The organism is Ereboglobus sp. PH5-10, from assembly GCF_029504735.1.
GTDB lineage: Bacteria > Verrucomicrobiota > Verrucomicrobiia > Opitutales > Opitutaceae > Ereboglobus.
The window spans coordinates 1-18,885 of the sequence record NZ_JAQFIP010000028.1; the positions used below are offsets into that span (position 1 = coordinate 1).

General features: G+C 54.1%; 10 protein-coding genes and 1 tRNA gene. 2 read left to right on the forward strand and 9 right to left on the reverse strand.

Annotation, left to right across the window (positions count from 1 at the left end):
• The first annotated feature begins 189 nt into the window (after window positions 1-189).
• Window positions 190-264 (forward strand) — tRNA-Asn (locus M2447_RS13345).
• Between the two features lie 100 nt (window positions 265-364).
• On the opposite strand, the gene drmC is transcribed toward M2447_RS13345, so the two are convergent.
• The 9 genes from drmC to M2447_RS13390 form a co-directional block, all read right to left on the reverse strand.
• Complete coding sequence (gene drmC, locus M2447_RS13350) at window positions 365-1,117, reverse strand: DISARM system phospholipase D-like protein DrmC (protein ID WP_277559003.1); 753 nt, start codon at window positions 1,115-1,117, stop codon at window positions 365-367.
• Window positions 1,110-2,957: a DUF1998 domain-containing protein gene (locus M2447_RS13355; protein ID WP_277559004.1), complete on the reverse strand. Its 1,848-nt coding sequence runs from the start codon at window positions 2,955-2,957 to the stop codon at window positions 1,110-1,112. Before M2447_RS13355 ends, drmC begins: the two co-directional genes overlap by 8 nt.
• The gene (gene drmA, locus M2447_RS13360) at window positions 2,950-6,879 is read right to left on the reverse strand and encodes a DISARM system helicase DrmA (protein WP_277559005.1); all 3,930 of its coding nucleotides are present in this window, start codon (window positions 6,877-6,879) and stop codon (window positions 2,950-2,952) included. The genes M2447_RS13355 and drmA overlap by 8 nt, the downstream gene beginning before the upstream one ends.
• Before the next feature lie 10 nt (window positions 6,880-6,889).
• Window positions 6,890-8,773: an ATP-binding protein gene (locus M2447_RS13365; protein WP_277559006.1), complete on the reverse strand. Its 1,884-nt coding sequence runs from the start codon at window positions 8,771-8,773 to the stop codon at window positions 6,890-6,892.
• A 183-nt stretch (window positions 8,774-8,956) separates the two neighbouring features.
• Window positions 8,957-9,760: an abortive infection system antitoxin AbiGi family protein gene (locus tag M2447_RS13370; RefSeq protein WP_277559007.1), complete on the reverse strand. Its 804-nt coding sequence runs from the start codon at window positions 9,758-9,760 to the stop codon at window positions 8,957-8,959.
• Window positions 9,760-13,761 (reverse strand): type IIL restriction-modification enzyme MmeI, encoded by a 4,002-nt coding sequence (locus M2447_RS13375; RefSeq protein ID WP_277559008.1) that lies wholly within the window; start codon window positions 13,759-13,761, stop codon window positions 9,760-9,762. Before M2447_RS13375 ends, M2447_RS13370 begins: the two co-directional genes overlap by 1 nt.
• Window positions 13,758-14,906 carry a hypothetical protein gene (locus M2447_RS13380; RefSeq protein WP_277559009.1) on the reverse strand — a complete coding sequence of 383 codons (1,149 nt, stop codon included), beginning with the start codon at window positions 14,904-14,906 and terminating at the stop codon, window positions 13,758-13,760. Before M2447_RS13380 ends, M2447_RS13375 begins: the two co-directional genes overlap by 4 nt.
• Window positions 14,907-14,947: 41 nt before the next feature.
• Window positions 14,948-16,891: a DISARM system SNF2-like helicase DrmD gene (gene drmD / locus M2447_RS13385; RefSeq protein ID WP_277559010.1), complete on the reverse strand. Its 1,944-nt coding sequence runs from the start codon at window positions 16,889-16,891 to the stop codon at window positions 14,948-14,950.
• A 16-nt stretch (window positions 16,892-16,907) separates the two neighbouring features.
• Window positions 16,908-17,993 (reverse strand): DNA cytosine methyltransferase, encoded by a 1,086-nt coding sequence (locus M2447_RS13390; RefSeq protein WP_277559011.1) that lies wholly within the window; start codon window positions 17,991-17,993, stop codon window positions 16,908-16,910.
• Between the two features lie 266 nt (window positions 17,994-18,259).
• Between M2447_RS13390 and M2447_RS13395 the strand changes: the two genes are divergently transcribed.
• A complete protein-coding gene (locus tag M2447_RS13395; RefSeq protein ID WP_277559012.1) occupies window positions 18,260-18,793 on the forward strand; it encodes a hypothetical protein in 534 nt (177 codons plus the stop codon).
• The last annotated feature ends 92 nt before the right edge of the window (window positions 18,794-18,885 follow it).

Below are 18,885 nucleotides of genomic sequence, written 5' to 3' on the forward strand. Positions count from 1 at the left end.
TGCCAAGCACTCGCAATGATTGGAGCTTCATGGTGTTGACTTTTGCTTTGCTTCCGGACCGTTGCCCCGGGTCAACATGTCTATGGGTCTTTCTGAAAAAAATGATTTTTCTACTTGCGCCAAAAATCAAACCCTCCGTAATGACGCCCCTTCACCGGCTGTTCTGAAAAGGACGGCGGAAGAAACTGATGCCCGGTAGCTCAGTGGCAGAGCAGGTGACTGTTAATCACTTGGTCGCTGGTTCAATCCCAGCCCGGGCAGCCACTTTAACCTCAAAGACTTACATAAGTTTTTGAGGTCTTTTTTTGCCAATTTTTAAAATCATTTCGGCCACTTTTCGGCCACTTTTCAAATCCATCATGCTTCATATCCGATCAATGGTCTCATTATCGATCAGCGCCCCCAAGTGTTGTTGCAATTGCTCCGGGACGTATCCGCCTTTCATCAGAACGCCCAACTCCATGTTCCTGTCCATTGCCGCAGCTGTGAGGTTAGCGCTGGTGATAAATGCCACCTTCCCGTCGGCTACGGCGCATTTGGCATGAACCGACGCATTATCTGCGTCTTTCCATTGATAGAAACCGGCCCTTGGAAGCCGACGCGCCAGGGGAGTGACAAAGTCGGCGTTGAGTCTCCCTCCATTTTCAATTGATGGCTCCAGAAGAACACAAATATCCACTCCCCGTGCTGAAGCCGCTTCCATGCATCGAAGCACGCGCTCAAGTTTATGGGCGACATAGCTGACGAGGAACAGGCGGACTTGCGCGCTTTCGATAACCTCGCAAAGCACTTCTTCGGTTTGTCGCACGGGAACAATTTCAGTCGCAGGACCTGACCACACCAACTCCACTGCGCCACGAGTTCTTTGCTGGATGGCGGATGCCAGCGCACTTTTTAACGCCGCCACTATTTCCGCTGACGATACACTCCGCCGCGCGCGCCATGCGGTCTGCAACTTGATGAAGAAATCGTGCCCTGCCTTTGGCCCAAAACACTCGCGGACAAGCGGCAGCTGATCCACCGAGTTGATTTTGTCTATTCCTCCTATGATGGCATTTACGCGATCCGGATGGAGTTCAAGACATAGCTCCGCAGTGGTTTGCCAGAGGTCAGCCATTTGAGGATGCGGGGATGTCGAAGAATGCGGCACCATTATCGTCAAATGTTCCGGTGACCAATGCTCTGTCGAGGTAACGATTGCCGCGCTCGCATGAGGTTTCGGCAACAAACGAACACCCGTGACAGGACGCCCCGTGCAAACTGCGGTCGCTCCGAGGATCGTGTTCGGAGCACAGCGGGTCGGAGGAACATATTGATGCACGTCGGAGTGCCTGCGTGATTAGTCGTCCCAGCGTTTCCGGTTTTCCTAGTTCGACCAGTCCACCTAATGTTCCGTCCGAGTCTGCGGCAGCCGTGTAGAGGAGGATGCCGGCCATGGGCTTTTCGGGGTCGCTGTCGGCATAAATGCGCTCGCGTATACTGGCCGTGTTGTAACCACACTCCAAGGCCAGCTCGCGTATGAGCAAATGCGAAAAGGTGTGCAGCATTGCGTAACGAATCCCCGGATATCCATTATCCGGCACGAGCTGTCGCGCATGACGCCAGCCCCGGTGTCCGGCTAGGAGCATTGTGTCGCGCTCTCTGATTGCCGGTTTTTCCATCCACTGGTGTATCGCATCTTCTCGGAAGCGAATGAAAATGCCTTCCCCGTGAACCTCGAAGGCTGGAACCCATGTTGGGGCGCCCCGGCACAAATCAGCCATTGGTGGTCTGTCATCGGGATCGTCCGATTCTTCCGGAGCCTCGACGCGAGTAAATCCAATCAACGCATTGACCTCCTTCAACCTTTCCAGAAGCAGAACCTCGCCGAGCTTTGATGTGTATTCAGACGGGGCTGCCGTTTTGGATGTCATGAAATGCGGCCAGTCGTTGGGCGCGGCTGGGTTGGTGAGGACTTCCCACTCCGGCCTCTTGATATCGACTGCTTGAAGTGTATCCGCGCCTTTGCCGCCTTTTCGATTTTGGATCTGCGCCCATATCTCCTCGAAAGGATGAGCCTCAATTCCCGGAAGTTGTCCGGTTTTTACCAAAGTCTTCAGCACGGGTTTCAATTCGTTGATATCTTCGACATCTTCAAAATAAGTCCAGCCATCCGCTACCAATTGTTCCAACAGGTTTCCCGTTGAGGGAATTGAGAGCACTGAAATGCTCATCGAAAACCAACTGTTTGTTGATCCCAGCAACACGGCGCGAGGTTGTTGATCACAACATTTGTCGTAATGATTCAGGTGCGGATGGCGTCCCCGGCATGCGGGCAGATTTTTGGCGCCATCCCTGCCGAACGCGTGGACAAGCGAGCGCGCTTTGCCACAGGTGCATTTGACCCACAGGTTTTCGGTTTGGAGAGACGCGCCTTGCTCGAAAAAGCTCAATGTGCCTTTGCAGTCCGATGGGCCATCATGGACATAATAACGCCAAGGGAAATCGTCCAAGTGTCCGTTGCGGCAGGCCAGAAGAAAGCGCGCCGGCACGGCGTCGGCATTCTTTCCTTTTTCGCAGGTTTTGTGAACGAATCGTGTGTCCTCGGGACGGTAGGGATTCTCTTTGATGTCAAAAAGTCCGGAATCGAACTCGGCGAGCGTGCCACATTTCACACAGCGCAACCATCGAGGAAACGGACGCACCGGAACGCCGATCTTTGCCTCGCGGCTGAACATATCCACGCCTTCGGACGGACTTACCGGTGGCATGCGCAGCCGCTCGACTTGCGCTCCTAGTTGTTTGCGGACAGCGTCGAGCAACCGCTTTTCATCAATGGGCGCGCAGTGGCTTGCGTCCCAGCGATCCAGCCCCATCGTCACCACGGACAAGTTGGGCAAATCGACGAGGGCTCCGGGGCCATAAGTCCAGAGCAATTGGCTTGGGCGAACCGAGCCGACAGGAAGCAGTTTAGTCATTGTCGTCACCTTTCTGATTGTCATCCGACGGGGGCTGCCACTCCGGGTTGTCATGCAATGTCGAGGTATCCATAACAAGACGAACACCCGGTTCCACTTCGCGCAGGGACATTGGGGCGGTTAGGATATCCCAATGATGCAGCCCCGGTTTTTTCAGAAGCGCCACGACATTTCCCTGCCGTTGCTCTGCTTCATACCCCAACCGTCGCCCCGGTTTGTTGGCCTCTCTTGCCCACGTATCGAGACGTTGCGCGATCATGCCTTCAGTGAGTATTCTCACCGAGGCTTTGTCGGAGACCTTCCACGCCCGATCGGCCACGGCCTTTTTGGTTTCTTGCGCCACAGGGTTGGCTGCACTGGTGAGGTTTGACGCGCCGAGATTCGGATTTAGCATGCAGTCTGTGAGTCGGAGCAAACTTACGAAAGCACCGGTGAGTCCGCGATCCATGGCTCGTGGCGCGAACGGCGTCACTGATTGCGCCTCGACATGTTTGTAGAATGTCGCGTGGTAATGCTCGAAAGTCTCATAATGCGACAGATCGCGCGGCCTTGACCACGTGAGCACCGAGCAAACCAACCCCAAATACGCGCGGCCGACACGACTCGTCGCCTGAATATATTCAGCCGTGCTCTTCGGTTGTCCGTTCACCGCCATGAGGCCGAGCCGGTTAACGTCCACGCCCACCGACAGCATATTTGTGGCGAGCACGACATCTATGGTACGTGCCTCGCCCTTGTCCCATGCCGCCTTAAACTTGGTTTCAAGTTGATCCAGTTTCTTCGGGATTTCCTTGTTGGATACGCGCGAGGTCAGTTCCTCAATCACCCGGATGCTTCGTTGCGCAAGGCCGGGGCGCCTTACTTTGCCCATGAGCACGCGGTAGGCGCGGGTTTGAACGTCGTCCTCGGCGAGCCGGCGCATGCCGCCCAATTCACGAAGTGAGTTGAAATAACCGACCAACGTCATGTAGGGGTCCGCCGCCTGTCCGAAGTGGTCGAATAGCTCCTGCGCACCCGTGAGCAATGCGACATAGAGACGAATCAGAACGGTGGGACGGGAGTTGCCCGGTGAACATATCCCAAGATAGAGGCGTCCGGGTTTTTCCGAGATCGGTCGCTGCACTGAGAAGAAATTATCCTCAATGTCCAACCCGTTAGGCGGAAACACGGCGACGTTCCGCAAGAAAACGTGATGAACCTGCTCCTGCGCTTTTCGCACTGTGGCGGTCGAGGCGACAATTTTAGGTCGGATCTTTTTTCCGTCTAGAGTCCATGACGACAATTCATCTATCGCGGTTTCGTAAAGTCCAACCATCGTTCCCAGTGGGCCGCTGATAAGGTGGAATTCATCTTGAATAACGAGGTCGGGCGGACGGATCGGAGCAACGTCTTTCACCCTTGTGGCCTGCAACGCGCCTTTTTTCTTGTGGACTCCATTGCATTCGCAACCGGGCCACATCAGCCCATGCCGTTCGCATTCCTGCTCAACCCTGCCAAATAGCGTCCGCGTCTCGCCGCGCCATGCCATCATGGCGAACTTGTCCACCGTGCCGATCAACATGGACGGCGGACGGTGGTAGATTTCCTCGTCCACCACGACAACCGGCAATCCGTGCGAACCTTCTTTGCGTGAGAAATCACATTGGGCGAGTTTGTCACCACAGTAGAGCGTTGTCCGGAGGCATTCCCTGTCCACGATGATGTCTCGTCCGGCCTGGATTTCCGATCCGCACCATGGGCAAAATGTGAGCTGCGCGGGTGTTTCCATCCCTCCGCGCTGGCCATTGCGTTCGTCCTCTATGATTTTATGGGCGCGCTCGGTCGTGCCGGGGCTCACCTTGTTGCCAACCCAAAGGCCGAGCGTGAAAGGTGTGCTTCCCCATTTTTCGGTGTCGTCCTTGCGCAATGTTTCCATCGCGCAAAGCAGCGTGGTGGCGCGCTGAAACTGCTGGATCGTAAGGAGCCGCAGCGTGTATCGCATGATCACCGAAAGTCCGCGCGAAGAATCGAAACCGCCGAGTCCATTCTGGAGACGACGAATGGCCATCGTGAATGCCGCCACACCGAGATACGCCTCGGTTTTTCCGCCGCCGGTCGGAAACCAAAGCAAGTCAGCAGCCGCCATCAATGGTTCCGTGCGGTCGTGATGCCGGGGATCGGCCAAGGCGGGGATGGACAACAGGACAAATGCCAGCTGAAACGGACGCCACGAGCGGTTCTTCGGCAGATTTTCGACTTCGACCGTCGTCGCCTCCTTGCGCCTGCGCTTGAGCGAATAGATGCTGCGCACACGCTGCCGCGCCATCGCCAAGTTGGCGAAACGAAATGCATCCAACGCGTCGTTGTCGGATTGCAGCACATTGATGCCTTCGCGCAACCGTTCGAGGATTTTCTCGCAACGCCGCATCGCATCGGTTGCGGCATCGGTGTAAGCGGAAAATTCTTGGGGGATTCGTTTCCTTTGCTCGGCGATCCATGCGTCGTAGTCGTCGGACATGACCGACAACGCAGCGACCAACTCCGGTCGTGACATGCTGGCAAGCCGCTCCATGTCGAACGTTCCGCGCTCGACCAATTGCCTCATGGCCGGGCGATCTTGCGGATCGGTTCCCGGCGTTTCAGTCACCGGGACCTCGTGGTTCGGCATGACAACTGTGCGCACCTCATTGGCCTGCTCTGGATTGTCCGGGCCGACCTCGGCATGGACTGCGACGCCGTGACCGACCGCAAACTCGACCCGCTTCCTGTAAACCATCTCCAACGCAATGCGCTCGCGAGCCTCATTGTCGTCAGCTTCCCGCGCTTCGAGCACGGGACGGCGACGGAAAACTGGTGCACCATCAATCCCACGTGCCACGATTTCGGGTTGGAAAACCCATGCTGAATCCTGCGATTCCAGCGGTTTTTCCTGATTGTTGACGAGAAACACCGTCACCAACCTGTCGCCCTTGACCATGACGGGACGGACAACTCCTGTGACGACCACTCTTGGACATGCCGGATCGACGGCAATCGGCGCAATCGCCCCCTCTCGCAACGAAAGCCGGATATTGCCGCCACTTGGCACGCGCTTCCACGCCCGCGCGGGACGTCCGCTCGGAGTTATTTCCGTTTCACTCTCGCCTCGATGGTAACGCCCCCAACGGACATCCAATTCGATTTCACGCACGCTGCCGTTGAGGCAAAAGGTGAACCCGATGGACGATGGAACCAGGGATTGGTTTTCGAGCCGGTCTGTTTCGTTGTCCTCATCCTCGCCCTTCGAGGAAAGCCGGTAGGAACTCTTCTTTTCGTTCGGGATGTGCTCTTCGTTGGCTTTTGGCGAAAGGTCGGCCTGGGGAATTGCGTCCGCCTCGCGCGCATCCAGCGAGGGACTCCCCTCCTCTTGAATGTATTCCTTCGGCGCGAGTTTTCCGACCAGGTAACGGTCGCGAACACTCATGCCGATAACCTCCTCATGCGGCCCATTGGCCGGCCCAAGAAGATCATCCATCACGGAAAGCTGGAGCAGCCGCCTCAGGTGATTCTGCTCGGTGGATGTTTTTCCGGCGATCGTGGGGAAATCTGCGAAGGTAACATTCGCAGCCGGCTGCAACGCTGTCTCGAAGACCTCCCAATCAAGCCGCTCCATGGCGGATGATGGATGTGAAATTCCCAGCGTGCCCACCTCGACAGGCGCTTCGACACAGACGAGGCTATCAAAGTAAACTGTAGTCCGTTGTGCCTCGCGCCTGATTCGAAAGATGCGCGCAAAGGCCAATACTTCGTTTGACTGTCGCTGCACAAGCATGACGCCATCATTTTCCATGATGCTTCGTAATTGTTCGATGGCGCGATGCTCTATCGTGACACTCAACAGGTCTCGGCTCGCGTTGTTATCAACGGCGACCATCCAGGCATTTTGGGTATTGTTTTGCGGCATGGCGGGCCTCTCAGCTTGTTCTGATGGACACAAGCGTCCCAAGATGGGTCAGATTCTGGGCGCGAGCCTTCTTTTTATATCCAAGAGCATCGCAGACAGCCTCAATCTTTTGGCAAAAAATGTCGGCATTGAGACGAAGCATCCATAAGTCACCAGTTTTGGGAGTTTCTCGATTTGTGCTTTGCCATTGTGACTCATCATCCAGCGGATGCTCCGGCCTAAAGGGATGTATATTAAAAATCTTATGGTCGATCTGGGTAATCCATGCGGCACCCACCTCGGTAATAGCCCCCCAAGATATTTTGGTGTTCTCGCTAGTGATGAACAGGACGAATATTTTCTGACTGGAGTAACTTTCGACAAAAAACTCTCTCAGGTAGTCATAAATTTTCCTTCCCTCTGGAACCCGACACACTTCGTCATCGCAATTCGTGTAAAGAATGTCCTCGGTCGGAACATTGTTGTAAACCAGCATCTGGAAAACCACGTCGGCAAACGGTTTATCGGAATAGGTCTGGCTAATGAGAATTTTCTTCTTTTCGGAATCAACGATTTTTTTAAGCCCGAGATCAGGACTATTCTCACCGATTGACTCGGATATGATCCGTTTAAGTGTTTCCGTATCAATATTTTTCGTAAAGCCAGCCAACCGCTCCGCAGCCCGCTGGCTTGTGTTATTCCGAAACGTATCAATTTCCGCTCTAAATCTTCTTTCATTTTCAAGAAGAAATCTCTCCTTGATTTTCTTTTTTTCGGCATTGACCAAGTCTGTATATAATTCTCTTTGGTTTAATATCGTCGCAAGTAATTCCTTTCGGATAAAATCCAGAGTTCTCTCGTATCTGGGATCATCAGATTTATACCCTTGGCGATTGCTTAGAGCCATGTCGGGTAGCTCGGTCAACTCAAAGAGATCAATGTGCAGTTGTCCGACGACATAAACTTCATTCAGTTTATTTTGGCCGACAAGCGGAAGTATATTAAACTCGCCGAGCTTCTTGTTTGCAAACAGGGAAATGAAGTTGTCGGGAAAGTCGGTCATCTCCGCTTTGCGGCCTCGGGTGGAACGATAAGCTCCCAACCAGCCCTTGATGGAAAGCGTGTATTCATGCTCCACTCCTTCCTTGTCACGCATCGTCAGGGCGGATTCTTTGGCCATTTGCGTCACCACCAATTCCTTCTGACGATTTGGAAACTGAGCAGGAACCAACGCGCCCAAATGTGAGAATTCGTCGCCAAGTGTGACTAAAGCGCAGAGATCCGACATGATATTCCGATCGAAATCTTCAATCACGACGGTTTCATTACCCCTGATAACATGAATCCTAAAATCGGTGCTGATCAGGGGAAATATTTTTAATAAATTTCTGCGAACCGCGGCCAGAGTCTTGTGGAGCCGATACTGCGGGTGCTTCATTACAATTGCCGAGCCATGCTCTTTTACAAATTGGAACTGAATGGACGCCTCATCAATTGGCCTCAGCATATTCCCGACCTCAGGACGGCGCGCCAACACAAACCCTGACTTTTCACCATTCGCCACCGTCAATATATCGACGTTTTCGGACACCGAAAGCGCGGCTAATTTGCCCACGCCTTTTCGCCCCATTTTTCTGCGAGTGCCAGACTTAGTGAGCGACTCCGCCTCCGATTTTCTTGATACCGCCGCTACATCAAGGTAGCGTTTGATATCCCCAGCCTCATACGACATGCCGTGGCCGTCGTCTTCCACACGGATATCATCCTTGTTCGATATTATGTAAACATTCTTGGCATCGGCGTCGTATGCGTTCGCGATCAACTCGGCCAAAACGTAATAGATATTCGTGTAAAGATTGGGACCGAGAAGCTCTAGTATTCTCGGGTCGATGCTAAGTTGATATTCCTTGGCCATGTTCTTGCTTGTATAGGGTGGGTTAGATTATTGGCCCCGTCACGGGCCGTGTATTGTGGAAAGCGGTTCGCGCCCTCGGCATCAACTTCCAGTTGGGGTGCAAGTCCAAGGTTTAGGAGTGAAAGGGTTTCAACCATAGGTTATCGATTGATGTTGAGAGAGCGTTTCACCAAAGTTGTTGCCTTATTGGGCGCCGGAGGTCGAACTTGCCTTTTGTGGTATTTCAGACCACAGGCGAACTTTGCCGGCCAAGGCCGAAAAGCCATTCAGAATCGCCGCACGATCTCCTTCTGTCGGAACAATGACTGTTTTAACATCGGCCAGGTCGAACTTCAGAAACGAATCTTTTGTGTTTTCATTAAGCTTATCAAGCGCAGCCATTGTCTTGGGCTCGTAATCACGCACTGTATAGAGAGCGTCCCGATGCTTGTCTGGAACGTAACGCCACTCCATCTCGTCTTCCAAAGGTTTTGTTAGCCAAATGTGGTCGTATTCGGGACGCGGGTCGTGAGCTTTTTGCTCGTCCGTTTTCTTTCTCAACGTATGTCCCAATGTCGCCTTGAAATAAGGAAGGAATGGCCAGATATCATCAAGCTTAGCCTTTTCTAAAAGCCTTGGCTCATAAAATAGCTTGCCGTCCACATTTTTGCATGTTCCTGACTTTGTAATTTCACGCGTGTATTTCTCCGTTATAATTTTTGCCAGCGGGCCGTTTTCGTTCAAGTAGAGGAGCGGTGTTATCGAGTCAGTGCCTTTCCAGCTTTTGTCAAAACTGATGACATAGTCGCCATAGTCCTCGCGATGCATTGAGCTTGCTGCAGTTGGAATGTCACAGAAGCAGACACAGGGACATGCAAGGTAAAGATTGGGAGCAAGCCATGTATGGTCCTCCAAGGAATATCTTGGCCAGAAGCCATTCTTTATAACACGCTCCAGTGTCGAACGTTCTTTAGTGTAATGATATAGATTATAATCGTGTGGGTTCATTAGAAATTGAGACGGGCTTGATCGCTTATATCGGTGGTTCGTTTGCTATTTTTTTTAGCCTTTTTTTCATGCAATCCTGCGGCAACCTCCTCTGCATAACGTTGATGGTTTAACGCAAGGAGGCGGTTAAGGATAGTGCGGCGAGCGGACTCGCTGATTGTGTAGCGCTCGCCTTGTTTGGTGATGTGGAAGTCATGACCCAAGTCCAGATCATGCCAGCCGTAAGCGGAGACCACGGCATGATCCAATTCCATATGCAGCATTCGCAGCAGTGTGATGTCAGCCGACTGCTCACTTTGATCGTGAAAACGGTTGTAGGTTTTTGTCATCCCTGCGTGCGTGGCCACCATGATCTCACGTCGGAAGTTGTAATAATGCTGACCAACTGACACCAGTTGATTTGTATTTTCAAGAAAAGGGAAAGTTTGGACACAATCTGATGGGGTATACCTAACGTCACTTTTCATTTTTGATGAGAATCGCAATACCCACTCAATATGCAGACTGCTTTGGCAGTTCGCGAAGAATCCCATAGATTCAGTTGGAAACACTACATGAGGAGTGGCTATAATCTGATCGGTAGGCACAAAAGCAAAGGCTACATGCTTAGAGGTGAAAGCATGAACTATGCATTGTCGCAGCAGTTGCAATTTGCTGTAAAGTTCAGGCCGCTTGTCCCAATGCTTCCAAAAACAGGTCTCATGAACTTGCTTAGTTTGCTTTGCGCGTTCCGGCTTTACGGTGCACTGCAAGTGTTCAAATAAAAGTGGCCATCGTTTAGCTTCACCCTCGGACATTTCCCCAAAGTTAATCACAAAAGCCGAAGCTTTATGCTCGGGATTTTGGTTTATGTCCCGTCCTCTTAAAAAAGCAAAAATAACGTCCTCATTGCGCGGATCGGCCTCAACGAAATACCGTCTTTCATCTGATGAAAGAAGGAATCCACTCCCGTAGACGTATGTTCCTGTGGCTGAAATATCTTTATTTCTAGCTAACGGAAACGGTTCCACTAAATCAGAGGTGGCCTCGGTTAGGTAACTAGTTATTTTATTAACGCGCCTAGTTCCAAGAATGCCGTATGGTAACGAGGCCAACTTCAGGATTGAAAACGAGCAAACGCGAACCGCCGCCACCCCGGGCCAAAGAAAATCAGGGGTGGCCCAGAAGACACTTCCTCCATTCGCTAGAATCCATGCAAATCCTGATTCTCGGGAATCGCCAGCGGTTACGGCTTGAGTTGCGATCAACCCTACAGCTCCTCCTGCTTTTACAAGATTAAAAGCTCTCAATATAAAATATACTACCAAATCAGAGCTTGAATTTATGCTATTATGATATGTGGATAGATATGCAAGATATGAATCTGAGAACCGATTAGATATACGTCTGCCATGCATATATGGTGGATTACCAATAAACACATCAAATCCACTGAGCGCAAACACTTCTGGAAATTCCACCGGCCAGTGAAACGGACGGTGTTCTTGTGCGCGGGCGATCAACGCGGATGGCTGCCTTGATGTTTGAGATGTTAGAGTCGCGTCGGAATCCTGAGTAATCAGTCGCTGCATCTCTTCCGCCTCGGCATCGCGAGCCGCCGTGTAAGCTTCCCCATCAAGACCACGCATTTCCAAGGCAATAAGGCAGTCAGCGATGGTCCTGACTTTGGCGATGGCGACTTCCGCTTCGGCATACAGCCGATTTTTGGCTTCAATTTGCGAATAATCGTTTGATGGCAGGCTTTCGAGTTCCCTGCGTTTCGCCTCGGCGGCTTCCACGTAGCGGAACAGGTTCGAGGTGGCGAAGGTGAACTGATGTTTGCCCGGACGGAGGCTGAAATTCTCAATCTGACTCAATGAGCTGACGCCTAGCAGCGAATCCCCGCATTTGAACGCGTGATCAAGGAAACTAAATGGCCGCCCTTGCATCATGGTGACGAGCCACAAGCTGACCTTCGCCAGCTCGACGGCCATTGGGTTCTTGTCCACGCCGTAGAGGCAGCGGCTGGCAACGAGCCGCCGCGCAATGAGCACGCGCTCGGCCTTGTCGCGAGGAAGCAGCTCGGCGCCGCCCGCTTGTTCGAGCACAACACCTTCCATTGAAATCGAGTGTCCGGTTTTTTCCGAGGCGTCCCACGCCTCAATCAGGCGGTCGGCCATCCAACGGCACGCTTGCACAAGAAACGCCGCCGAGCCCATCGCCATATCGCAGATTTTCAGCGCGAGCAGTTCGGCGGGGGACTTTAACTGCCACTCTTCACGCGGTTTTCCTTCCGCAGGCCCCGCATACACGAGCGGTTCGAGCGTGTGCTGCACGATTGGCTCGGTAAGCGATTTGGGCGTATAATGCGTTCCCGTTGCGCGACGGCTGTCTCCCAATGTGACGACAAACGAGTTTTGGGGATAAACGAGCAGGCGCTTTGCGCTGTCGTCACGAATCAAATGCGCAAATGGCATCAAGCGTTCCACTAGGGATTGGTCCGTCCCGCAGGCTACGGCTATTCGGTGGGCGAGCGCGTCGTCCACTTTCCGATTGAGCGCGCGGCACGAGGCGGACGGCGAACGTTTGGTGGTTTCCTTGAGAAACTCCAGCAAGGTCTCCTCACCAGCGTTCCGTTTTTCCTCAAGGACACTCAAAGCGACGTTTGGATTGTAGGCGGATTTCGTGCCGATCAGCCCCAACGTGATTTCCGGGACGCGCTTGACTGTGCGCTCCAGCAGGCCCTCGTAAACATGCCCGACTTGCTCGACATCAAGCGCCTCGTAGGAAAGCATCTGCGCCCCCGTCGAGTGCTCCAAAACCTGCAATGCCGTGAGCAGGGTGAGCACCGTGCGATTGTCGATGGGCAACGGCTGCGCCGAAGTTTCGCGCCAGGTGGTTCCGGATGCCCGTCCTTCCAGAAACGGGAAACGATCCGGGTCGAATAACGAACCTCCCAATGGGGGCAGGCGAAGTGAGGCGTGCTCAATCCCTCCGAAAACTCCGCGGCACACCGCCAAAATGCGCGACCACGCATCGTGCCGTCGCTCCTGCACCTCGTCGGTGAGGTCTTTCTGCTCTTTCAGAAGCCGGGCGCGCAGGGTGGTGATCGCGTAATACTGATCATAGGTGTCCTCGCCGAGCAGAAGCAGTCCGCGTTGCTCCGCGCAAAGCAGGACGACCAGCCGCATCATGACGGTGAGACCCGCCTCGTAAAGTTGGCCGGAGGTGACTCCGGCGAGGAGCTGCCGGTTTCGTGCCGCGTCAGCCTTGTCGAGTGCCTGCACCAAAACCTCGACGGCGCGGCGAACCTGTTCGCCAAGCGTGTCGGTGACTTCGTTCTGGTCGGCGGCGGAGCGTTCCATCAATAACTCCAATGTTCCCTCCGCCGGTCCGAAGCAGCGGCGAACGCCCAGAAGGGAAACAAACGCCTGCAATGTGACCGGCTCCTGTTGCCAGATGCGGGCAAACCAAGTCGCGACGCTGGAACTGCCGTCGGCTGGCACGTAAACGACCGACCAGCATTCACCGTCCGTCACCAAGCCAAGCCGGACACCGGTCGCCCGGCAAAGTTGGATCATGCGCTCGACGGGCGAAGCCGCCCACGCATCACCGGCAACGGGAGCGTTCAAGGCGGTGTCGGGAGGCTGCACGGCAACGAGCAATCGTGGTGTTTCTCCCGCCATCGCGGCAAAATCAGGGCGAACCTCGACGCCACAGGACGGTTCGCGATACGCGAGTGAGACTGGAAGCGCGTCGCGCGGTTTCAGGATGGAGGAGTCGTAATCAAGCAGTTCCTCCAAAACCAGCCGAATCCATTCACGATGCAGCTCCGCAAGCTGCGGATCGACGGCATCGACGGCATCGCGCCACTCGTCATAGGCGCTGCGCACCCGCTGACGATGGCGCGTCTCGACTTTTTCCAGTCCTTGGGGAAACGCCTCGTCTAGCACTCCGACCGCAAGAAACGGCCCCGTTTTCTCCACGAGGTTGAGCCATTCGATATGTTGGTTGGTGCTCATTTGACAGGTAAGATGAAAAATACGGCCACTGGAAAAGTGCGGTGGGCAAAATCCGAATAACGCCGTTCAATGGCGGCGATTTCCTCAATGCGCTCATTGGGAATACGATCAAGGCGGGCTTGGAGAGCTGCCACGTCACGGCGAAGTTGAAGTTTTTCGTTTTCCAAACCGAGGGAGAGTTCGAGCTGCTTCACTTTTGCTGGCTCCAACTCGCGGCGCAGGGTGGCTTCCAATTCATTAAGCAAGCCGGTGATGTCGTCAATGTCCCCGCGCTTTCGTCGCTCCAGCGTGTTCTCAAGAAAACGCAGGCGCTCCCGTGAGCGCGCTTCGGCGGCGGTTCGAATGGGATCCTCAAAACGATCAAACCGTGCTCGCAAATCGGCGATGACCTCGTTCGTCGGTTCGACCACGCGAGCCTCTTCCACCAAGGTTTCGATCCGGCCCACTTGGGTAATGCGGGAGAACCCATCCGCGCGCAGTTCGCCACCGGCAAGTGTCAGTTCCTCGTGGAGCTGATGGTGATTCCCCCCTGTTACCAACAGTCGCGAGCTCACCACGACAACAGGCTGCACGAGGCTCGCATCCGCGGAACGTCGCACGATGACGCGATGCAACCGCTTCCTTTCGTCGGACGACCAGACTTCGGCGCGAAGGATGCGCAGGCACATTTGCACAAGCCGGTGATTCAAGTGCGCCAGCACGATGTCGTCCCTCCCTTTTGCCACGGCGTGATCAAAGGTGATTGGCCGGCGACGTCCGGTGTGGGGATGATAAAGGCCTTCCGTCGCCCTTTCCCAACCGGGGATTTCGGGAACATGGAAAACGGAGCCGTCCGGAGTGCCGGGCCAGTTTGTGGCGTGAAGTGAAGGTTTTTCGGCAATGTGCAGGGCCACTTGCACGGCTCGCGCGATGCGGTCGGCGGAGAGATGAAAGCTGGTGCGCGTTTCGAGCAGTTGGTCGTGCAACCTGGCGATTTTTTCCTGGAGCCGGCGCTCGGCGACGACGAAGCGGCGCGCCTTCGCCGCCTGCGCCTCGGCGGCGTGCGTGTCGATGGTGGTTCGTTTGCCGGACATCGCCTCAACGATTTGATGGGCGATGACGGGGCCGACGCTGCCGAGATCCTCGCGGATGGCCTCAACCTTCATCACCGCGCGCATGAGGTATTCGTGATCGCCATCAATATCGCCTATTCGCGCATTGGATGAAGCGTCCGTCGGGTGAAACGCGTTGCCAACAGGATGCCAGATGACGGGGGGCGCTTCTGCCCGTGCCGGTCAATGCGGCCGTTGCGCTGTTCCATCACATTCGGATTCCAAGGAATCTCCACATGGATGAGATAGTGGCAATGGTTCTGCAGGTCGATGCCCTCGGACGCGGCATCGGTGGCGAGCAAAATGCGGACGCGCGCATCGGCAGGCGAAGCCTGAAACGCAGCCGTGACTTCGGCGCGATCATCGGGATCCATGCCGCCGTGGAGTTCCATCAACCGGTCTCCGCCATAGCCGTGCTGTGTGAGAATCTCATAAAGCCAACCGTGCGTGGCACGGTATTCGGTGAACAGGATTACACGCTCGTCGCCCCACTTTCCGTTGGGGCGGATGTGCTCGTCGAGCCAGGCGAGAATGGCGCCGGCCTTGGAGTCGGGACGGGACTTGGCGGGAACGGCCCAAGCGGACAGTTTTTCAAGGATGGCGCGTTGCTCGTCGGTCAGGGGGACATCCATCGTGCCGGATTCCCGCACCACGTTCGAAATTGCCTCCTCAATTGCAGCATCGTCGGCATCCTCGTCGAGTTTCCCGATGGCTTTGCGAAGAATGCGATCGTCAAGATCGTCGGATTTGGTTTGCCGGTTTTGCCCGGACAAACTCTCGCGATGTTTTTCCAAGGTGAGGGCGAATGCCCGCGGCGAGGAAAACAGCCGTTTTTTCAAAAGATTCAGAACGAAGGCGCTACCGAACGCCGCATTGCTGCCGGTGGTTGTCGCGATGCGGCTTTCCATATAGCGTCGCAACAAAGCATGTGTTTCGCGCTCTTCCTGAGTGTAGGGCACCGGGAGGGGTTTGATCACACGTTTCGGATAGATGGGCTGGCCATCGGCATCGACGAGATCGGTTTTTAGCCGCCTGACCATCACACGCTGGAGTTGTTTTTCCTCGGGCATGGCCGAACGGGCGAAACGCTGGTCATCCAGCAGCTCCAAGAGCGAGGTAAACGATTCCTGATAGCCGTTGTGAGGCGTGGCACTGAGAAAAATCCTGTGCTCGAAATGCGGGGCGATGCGCCGGATGAGGGTGGTGCGCTGACTCTCGACAGCGTAATGGGTCGCCATAGCCGGGGCGATGTTATGGGCCTCGTCCACAACAAGAATGTCAAATTTGCGAGGGTAACCAATGTGCGGAGGCAGAACATCTTTTACGAGCCGCAGAGCCTCACCCGACTTCATCCAATCCATTGACGTAATCAGGCGTGGAAACGAAGTCCATGGGTTGGCGTGAATGCCCTGCTCGCGCCGCAGTTGCTTGATGTAGTCGGTGTTTACGATGCGGAATTCCAGACCGAATTTTTCCTGCATTTCCGTCTGCCACTTGAGTTGCAGGGATGACGGGCAAACCACAAACACCGTCCGCGCCCGATGGCGAACGATCAGCTCCTGTATGACGAGCCCGGCCTCGATGGTCTTGCCCAGTCCCACGTCGTCGGCGATGAGGAGGTTGACGCGCGCCATGTCGATGGCGCGCACCACGGGATCAAGTTGGTAACTCTCAATGGAGATGCCGCTGCGAAAAGGCGACTGGAGGAAGCTCCGGTCGGCGTTCACGGCGGCCCCCCAGCGAACCGCGTCAATGAAGGCATCCATGCGATCAACGGGATCGCAACCGGAAATTTTGGGGAATCCGGCGTGCTCCAGAATGCGCGCGCCCGGCTCAATCTGCCATACAACCTGCAACGTTTCGCCATAAGCGTCCTCGTCAATGGCTGCCAAACTAACGAGGTGCTGCTTCACCATGCCCTGCGCGCACACATCCGATTCCTCCACGCTGCTAACGACCCATTGCCTGCTCCGCACCTCAACCAATTGCCCATCGACAGGAATTGCGGACGCAAGGGGTGTTTGGGAAACGGAAGTCATGGAAACGTAGGCGGAACTATTTCCGCACGGCATCAGGATTCAAGGTTTTGAGGTGCTCAACAAATGACCGTCCGATCACATAGCCAAGCCGAACGGGCACGGCATTTCCGATCAGGCGCCCAATTGTTGACTTATGGATTGGCTTATTGGGCTCAGTAAAACGGTAACTTTGCGGGAAGCTCTGGAGTATCGCACCCTCGCGCAACGAGATGGCACGATCTTGTTCGGGATGTCCGAATCGTCCGTTTCCAAAGCCAAAAAACTGGGTGGTAATAGTCGGCGCAGGCTCGTCCCAAGACATGCGCCCATAAACGCCGGGATACGTTTTCCCCGTCTTCTTCTTGTGGCATTTGGCCACCAATCTTGGGTCCCAATCGCGCCATGTGCCACCGGGAATGGATGCTTGGATTCGTTGAAGATTCAGAGGGGACAGCGAAGGGCAGCGGTGAAGGTCGTCATGTTTGTCGGCGGCTCCCGACTCCAATTGGGGAAGCGTGGCAATTGCATCACGGACTGTTTTCACTCTGGATCTGAATCGGGACGGGGGCAGCAGGTTTATCGGGCCCAGTTTCGACGCCAAAACGACCAAACGCTCGCGTTGTTGGGGAATCCCATAATCGGTGCATTTGACGATTTGGGCACTGACTTTGTATTCGGCCTTATCGAGAAACTCCAGAAACTTTTCGAAAACGGCGTGTTCTGCCAGCCCGGGGACGTTTTCCATAGTGACCAGTTCAGGATTCAGCGCTTCCACGACCTTCACGAATTCGTCCAAAAGCCACCACCGACTGTCCGTTTCCAGTGCTTTCTGATTGTAGGTCGAAAAAGTCTGGCAAGGCGCGCAACCTGCAACCAAGCGCGGGGTCTTTAGGGGCAGATGACTGGCGAGTTTGGCATATTCGAGTTCACGAATATCCTGGCACAGGAACTTGGTCGAATTGTTATACCAATAAGGATATTCGCACGCGGGATCGACATCCACCCCTAGCATCACCTTTACTTGCGCCTGCTTCAAGCCGCAGGTCAATCCGCCGGCTCCGCAGAACAGGTCAATTGCTTGAATCTTTGGGCTGGATTTTTTTACGTCTTTAAGAATTGCCATAAAAACAACAAAGGAATGTCTGAATTAAAATCGAAATCTGGTGCTGTTCTCAATATCTCGCAAGGATTTCCCCGTGATTAGCCGGCAAACAGTGTCGCGCGTGAATGGAGCCAATCTAGAGAAAGAAGGGGCATTATCGAACGCGGCCATCATGCGCCCAAAGCCGACCCAACGACAAGGCAAAATCAAGTAAAACCGTGCATTGCGCTAGCACGGCGACATTTTCTTTGAAAAAACCATTTTCATGCTTTTACTGTGGTTCTTCCATGAGTCTAAGCTACCATTATTCTTTTCGAGCACCTTCAAATATTGAAAGCATTGAAATCGAGCAGTTTTTGAAGCGAGCCGAAATCAAAGCCAAGGAATACGGACTGGGGCCAACGCTGGTTGAGAACGCAAAATTCGACACTCCTGAAAAAAGAGCGTTTTCACGCAGAATCACTCGTGGGCTAACACTTGAAGATCCGCGTTTGATTGATGTCACACTGCCCGAAAATATCTGTTGGGCTCATTACAAAGAATCAGGGCTATGTAGAATTGCACCTGTGGAAGGTGTCTTCATGGTTGTTACTGAAGAAAATGGCATCGAGTCTGTGTGGGGGTTATTTCGATTTCCCTCTTTGATCTGTGACAAAAATGGACGCTCTCTCATGAAAAGGCACGACGGCGACGACTGGATATCGGAAGGATTCATTGATAGTCCCGATCAACGGTATCGCCAAATTGCACATTTGTTCAAAGAGGCTGGATGGCTGGTTTCGGAGCGCGATGAATTTGCAGTGAAAGCTTCCAATACCTGAAAGCTTCCAATACCTGAAAGCTTCCAATACCTGAAAGCTTCCAATACCTGAAAGCTTCCAATACCTGAAAGCTTCCAATACCTGAAAGCTTC

What these genes read in the sequence shown, in the direction of transcription:
- M2447_RS13395 (WP_277559012.1), top strand. Translation starts at nt 18,260, where the DNA reads ATGAGTCTAAGCTACCATTATTCTTTTCGAGCACCTTCAAATATTGAA.
- drmA (WP_277559005.1), bottom strand. Translation starts at nt 6,879, where the DNA reads ATGCCGCAAAACAATACCCAAAATGCCTGGATGGTCGCCGTTGATAAC.
- M2447_RS13365 (WP_277559006.1), bottom strand. Translation starts at nt 8,773, where the DNA reads ATGGCCAAGGAATATCAACTTAGCATCGACCCGAGAATACTAGAGCTT.
- drmC (WP_277559003.1), bottom strand. Translation starts at nt 1,117, where the DNA reads ATGGCTGACCTCTGGCAAACCACTGCGGAGCTATGTCTTGAACTCCAT.
- M2447_RS13380 (WP_277559009.1), bottom strand. Translation starts at nt 14,906, where the DNA reads ATGAAGGTTGAGGCCATCCGCGAGGATCTCGGCAGCGTCGGCCCCGTC.
- M2447_RS13375 (WP_277559008.1), bottom strand. Translation starts at nt 13,761, where the DNA reads ATGAGCACCAACCAACATATCGAATGGCTCAACCTCGTGGAGAAAACG.
- M2447_RS13390 (WP_277559011.1), bottom strand. Translation starts at nt 17,993, where the DNA reads ATGGCAATTCTTAAAGACGTAAAAAAATCCAGCCCAAAGATTCAAGCA.
- drmD (WP_277559010.1), bottom strand. Translation starts at nt 16,891, where the DNA reads ATGACTTCCGTTTCCCAAACACCCCTTGCGTCCGCAATTCCTGTCGAT.
- M2447_RS13355 (WP_277559004.1), bottom strand. Translation starts at nt 2,957, where the DNA reads ATGACTAAACTGCTTCCTGTCGGCTCGGTTCGCCCAAGCCAATTGCTC.
- M2447_RS13370 (WP_277559007.1), bottom strand. Translation starts at nt 9,760, where the DNA reads ATGAACCCACACGATTATAATCTATATCATTACACTAAAGAACGTTCG.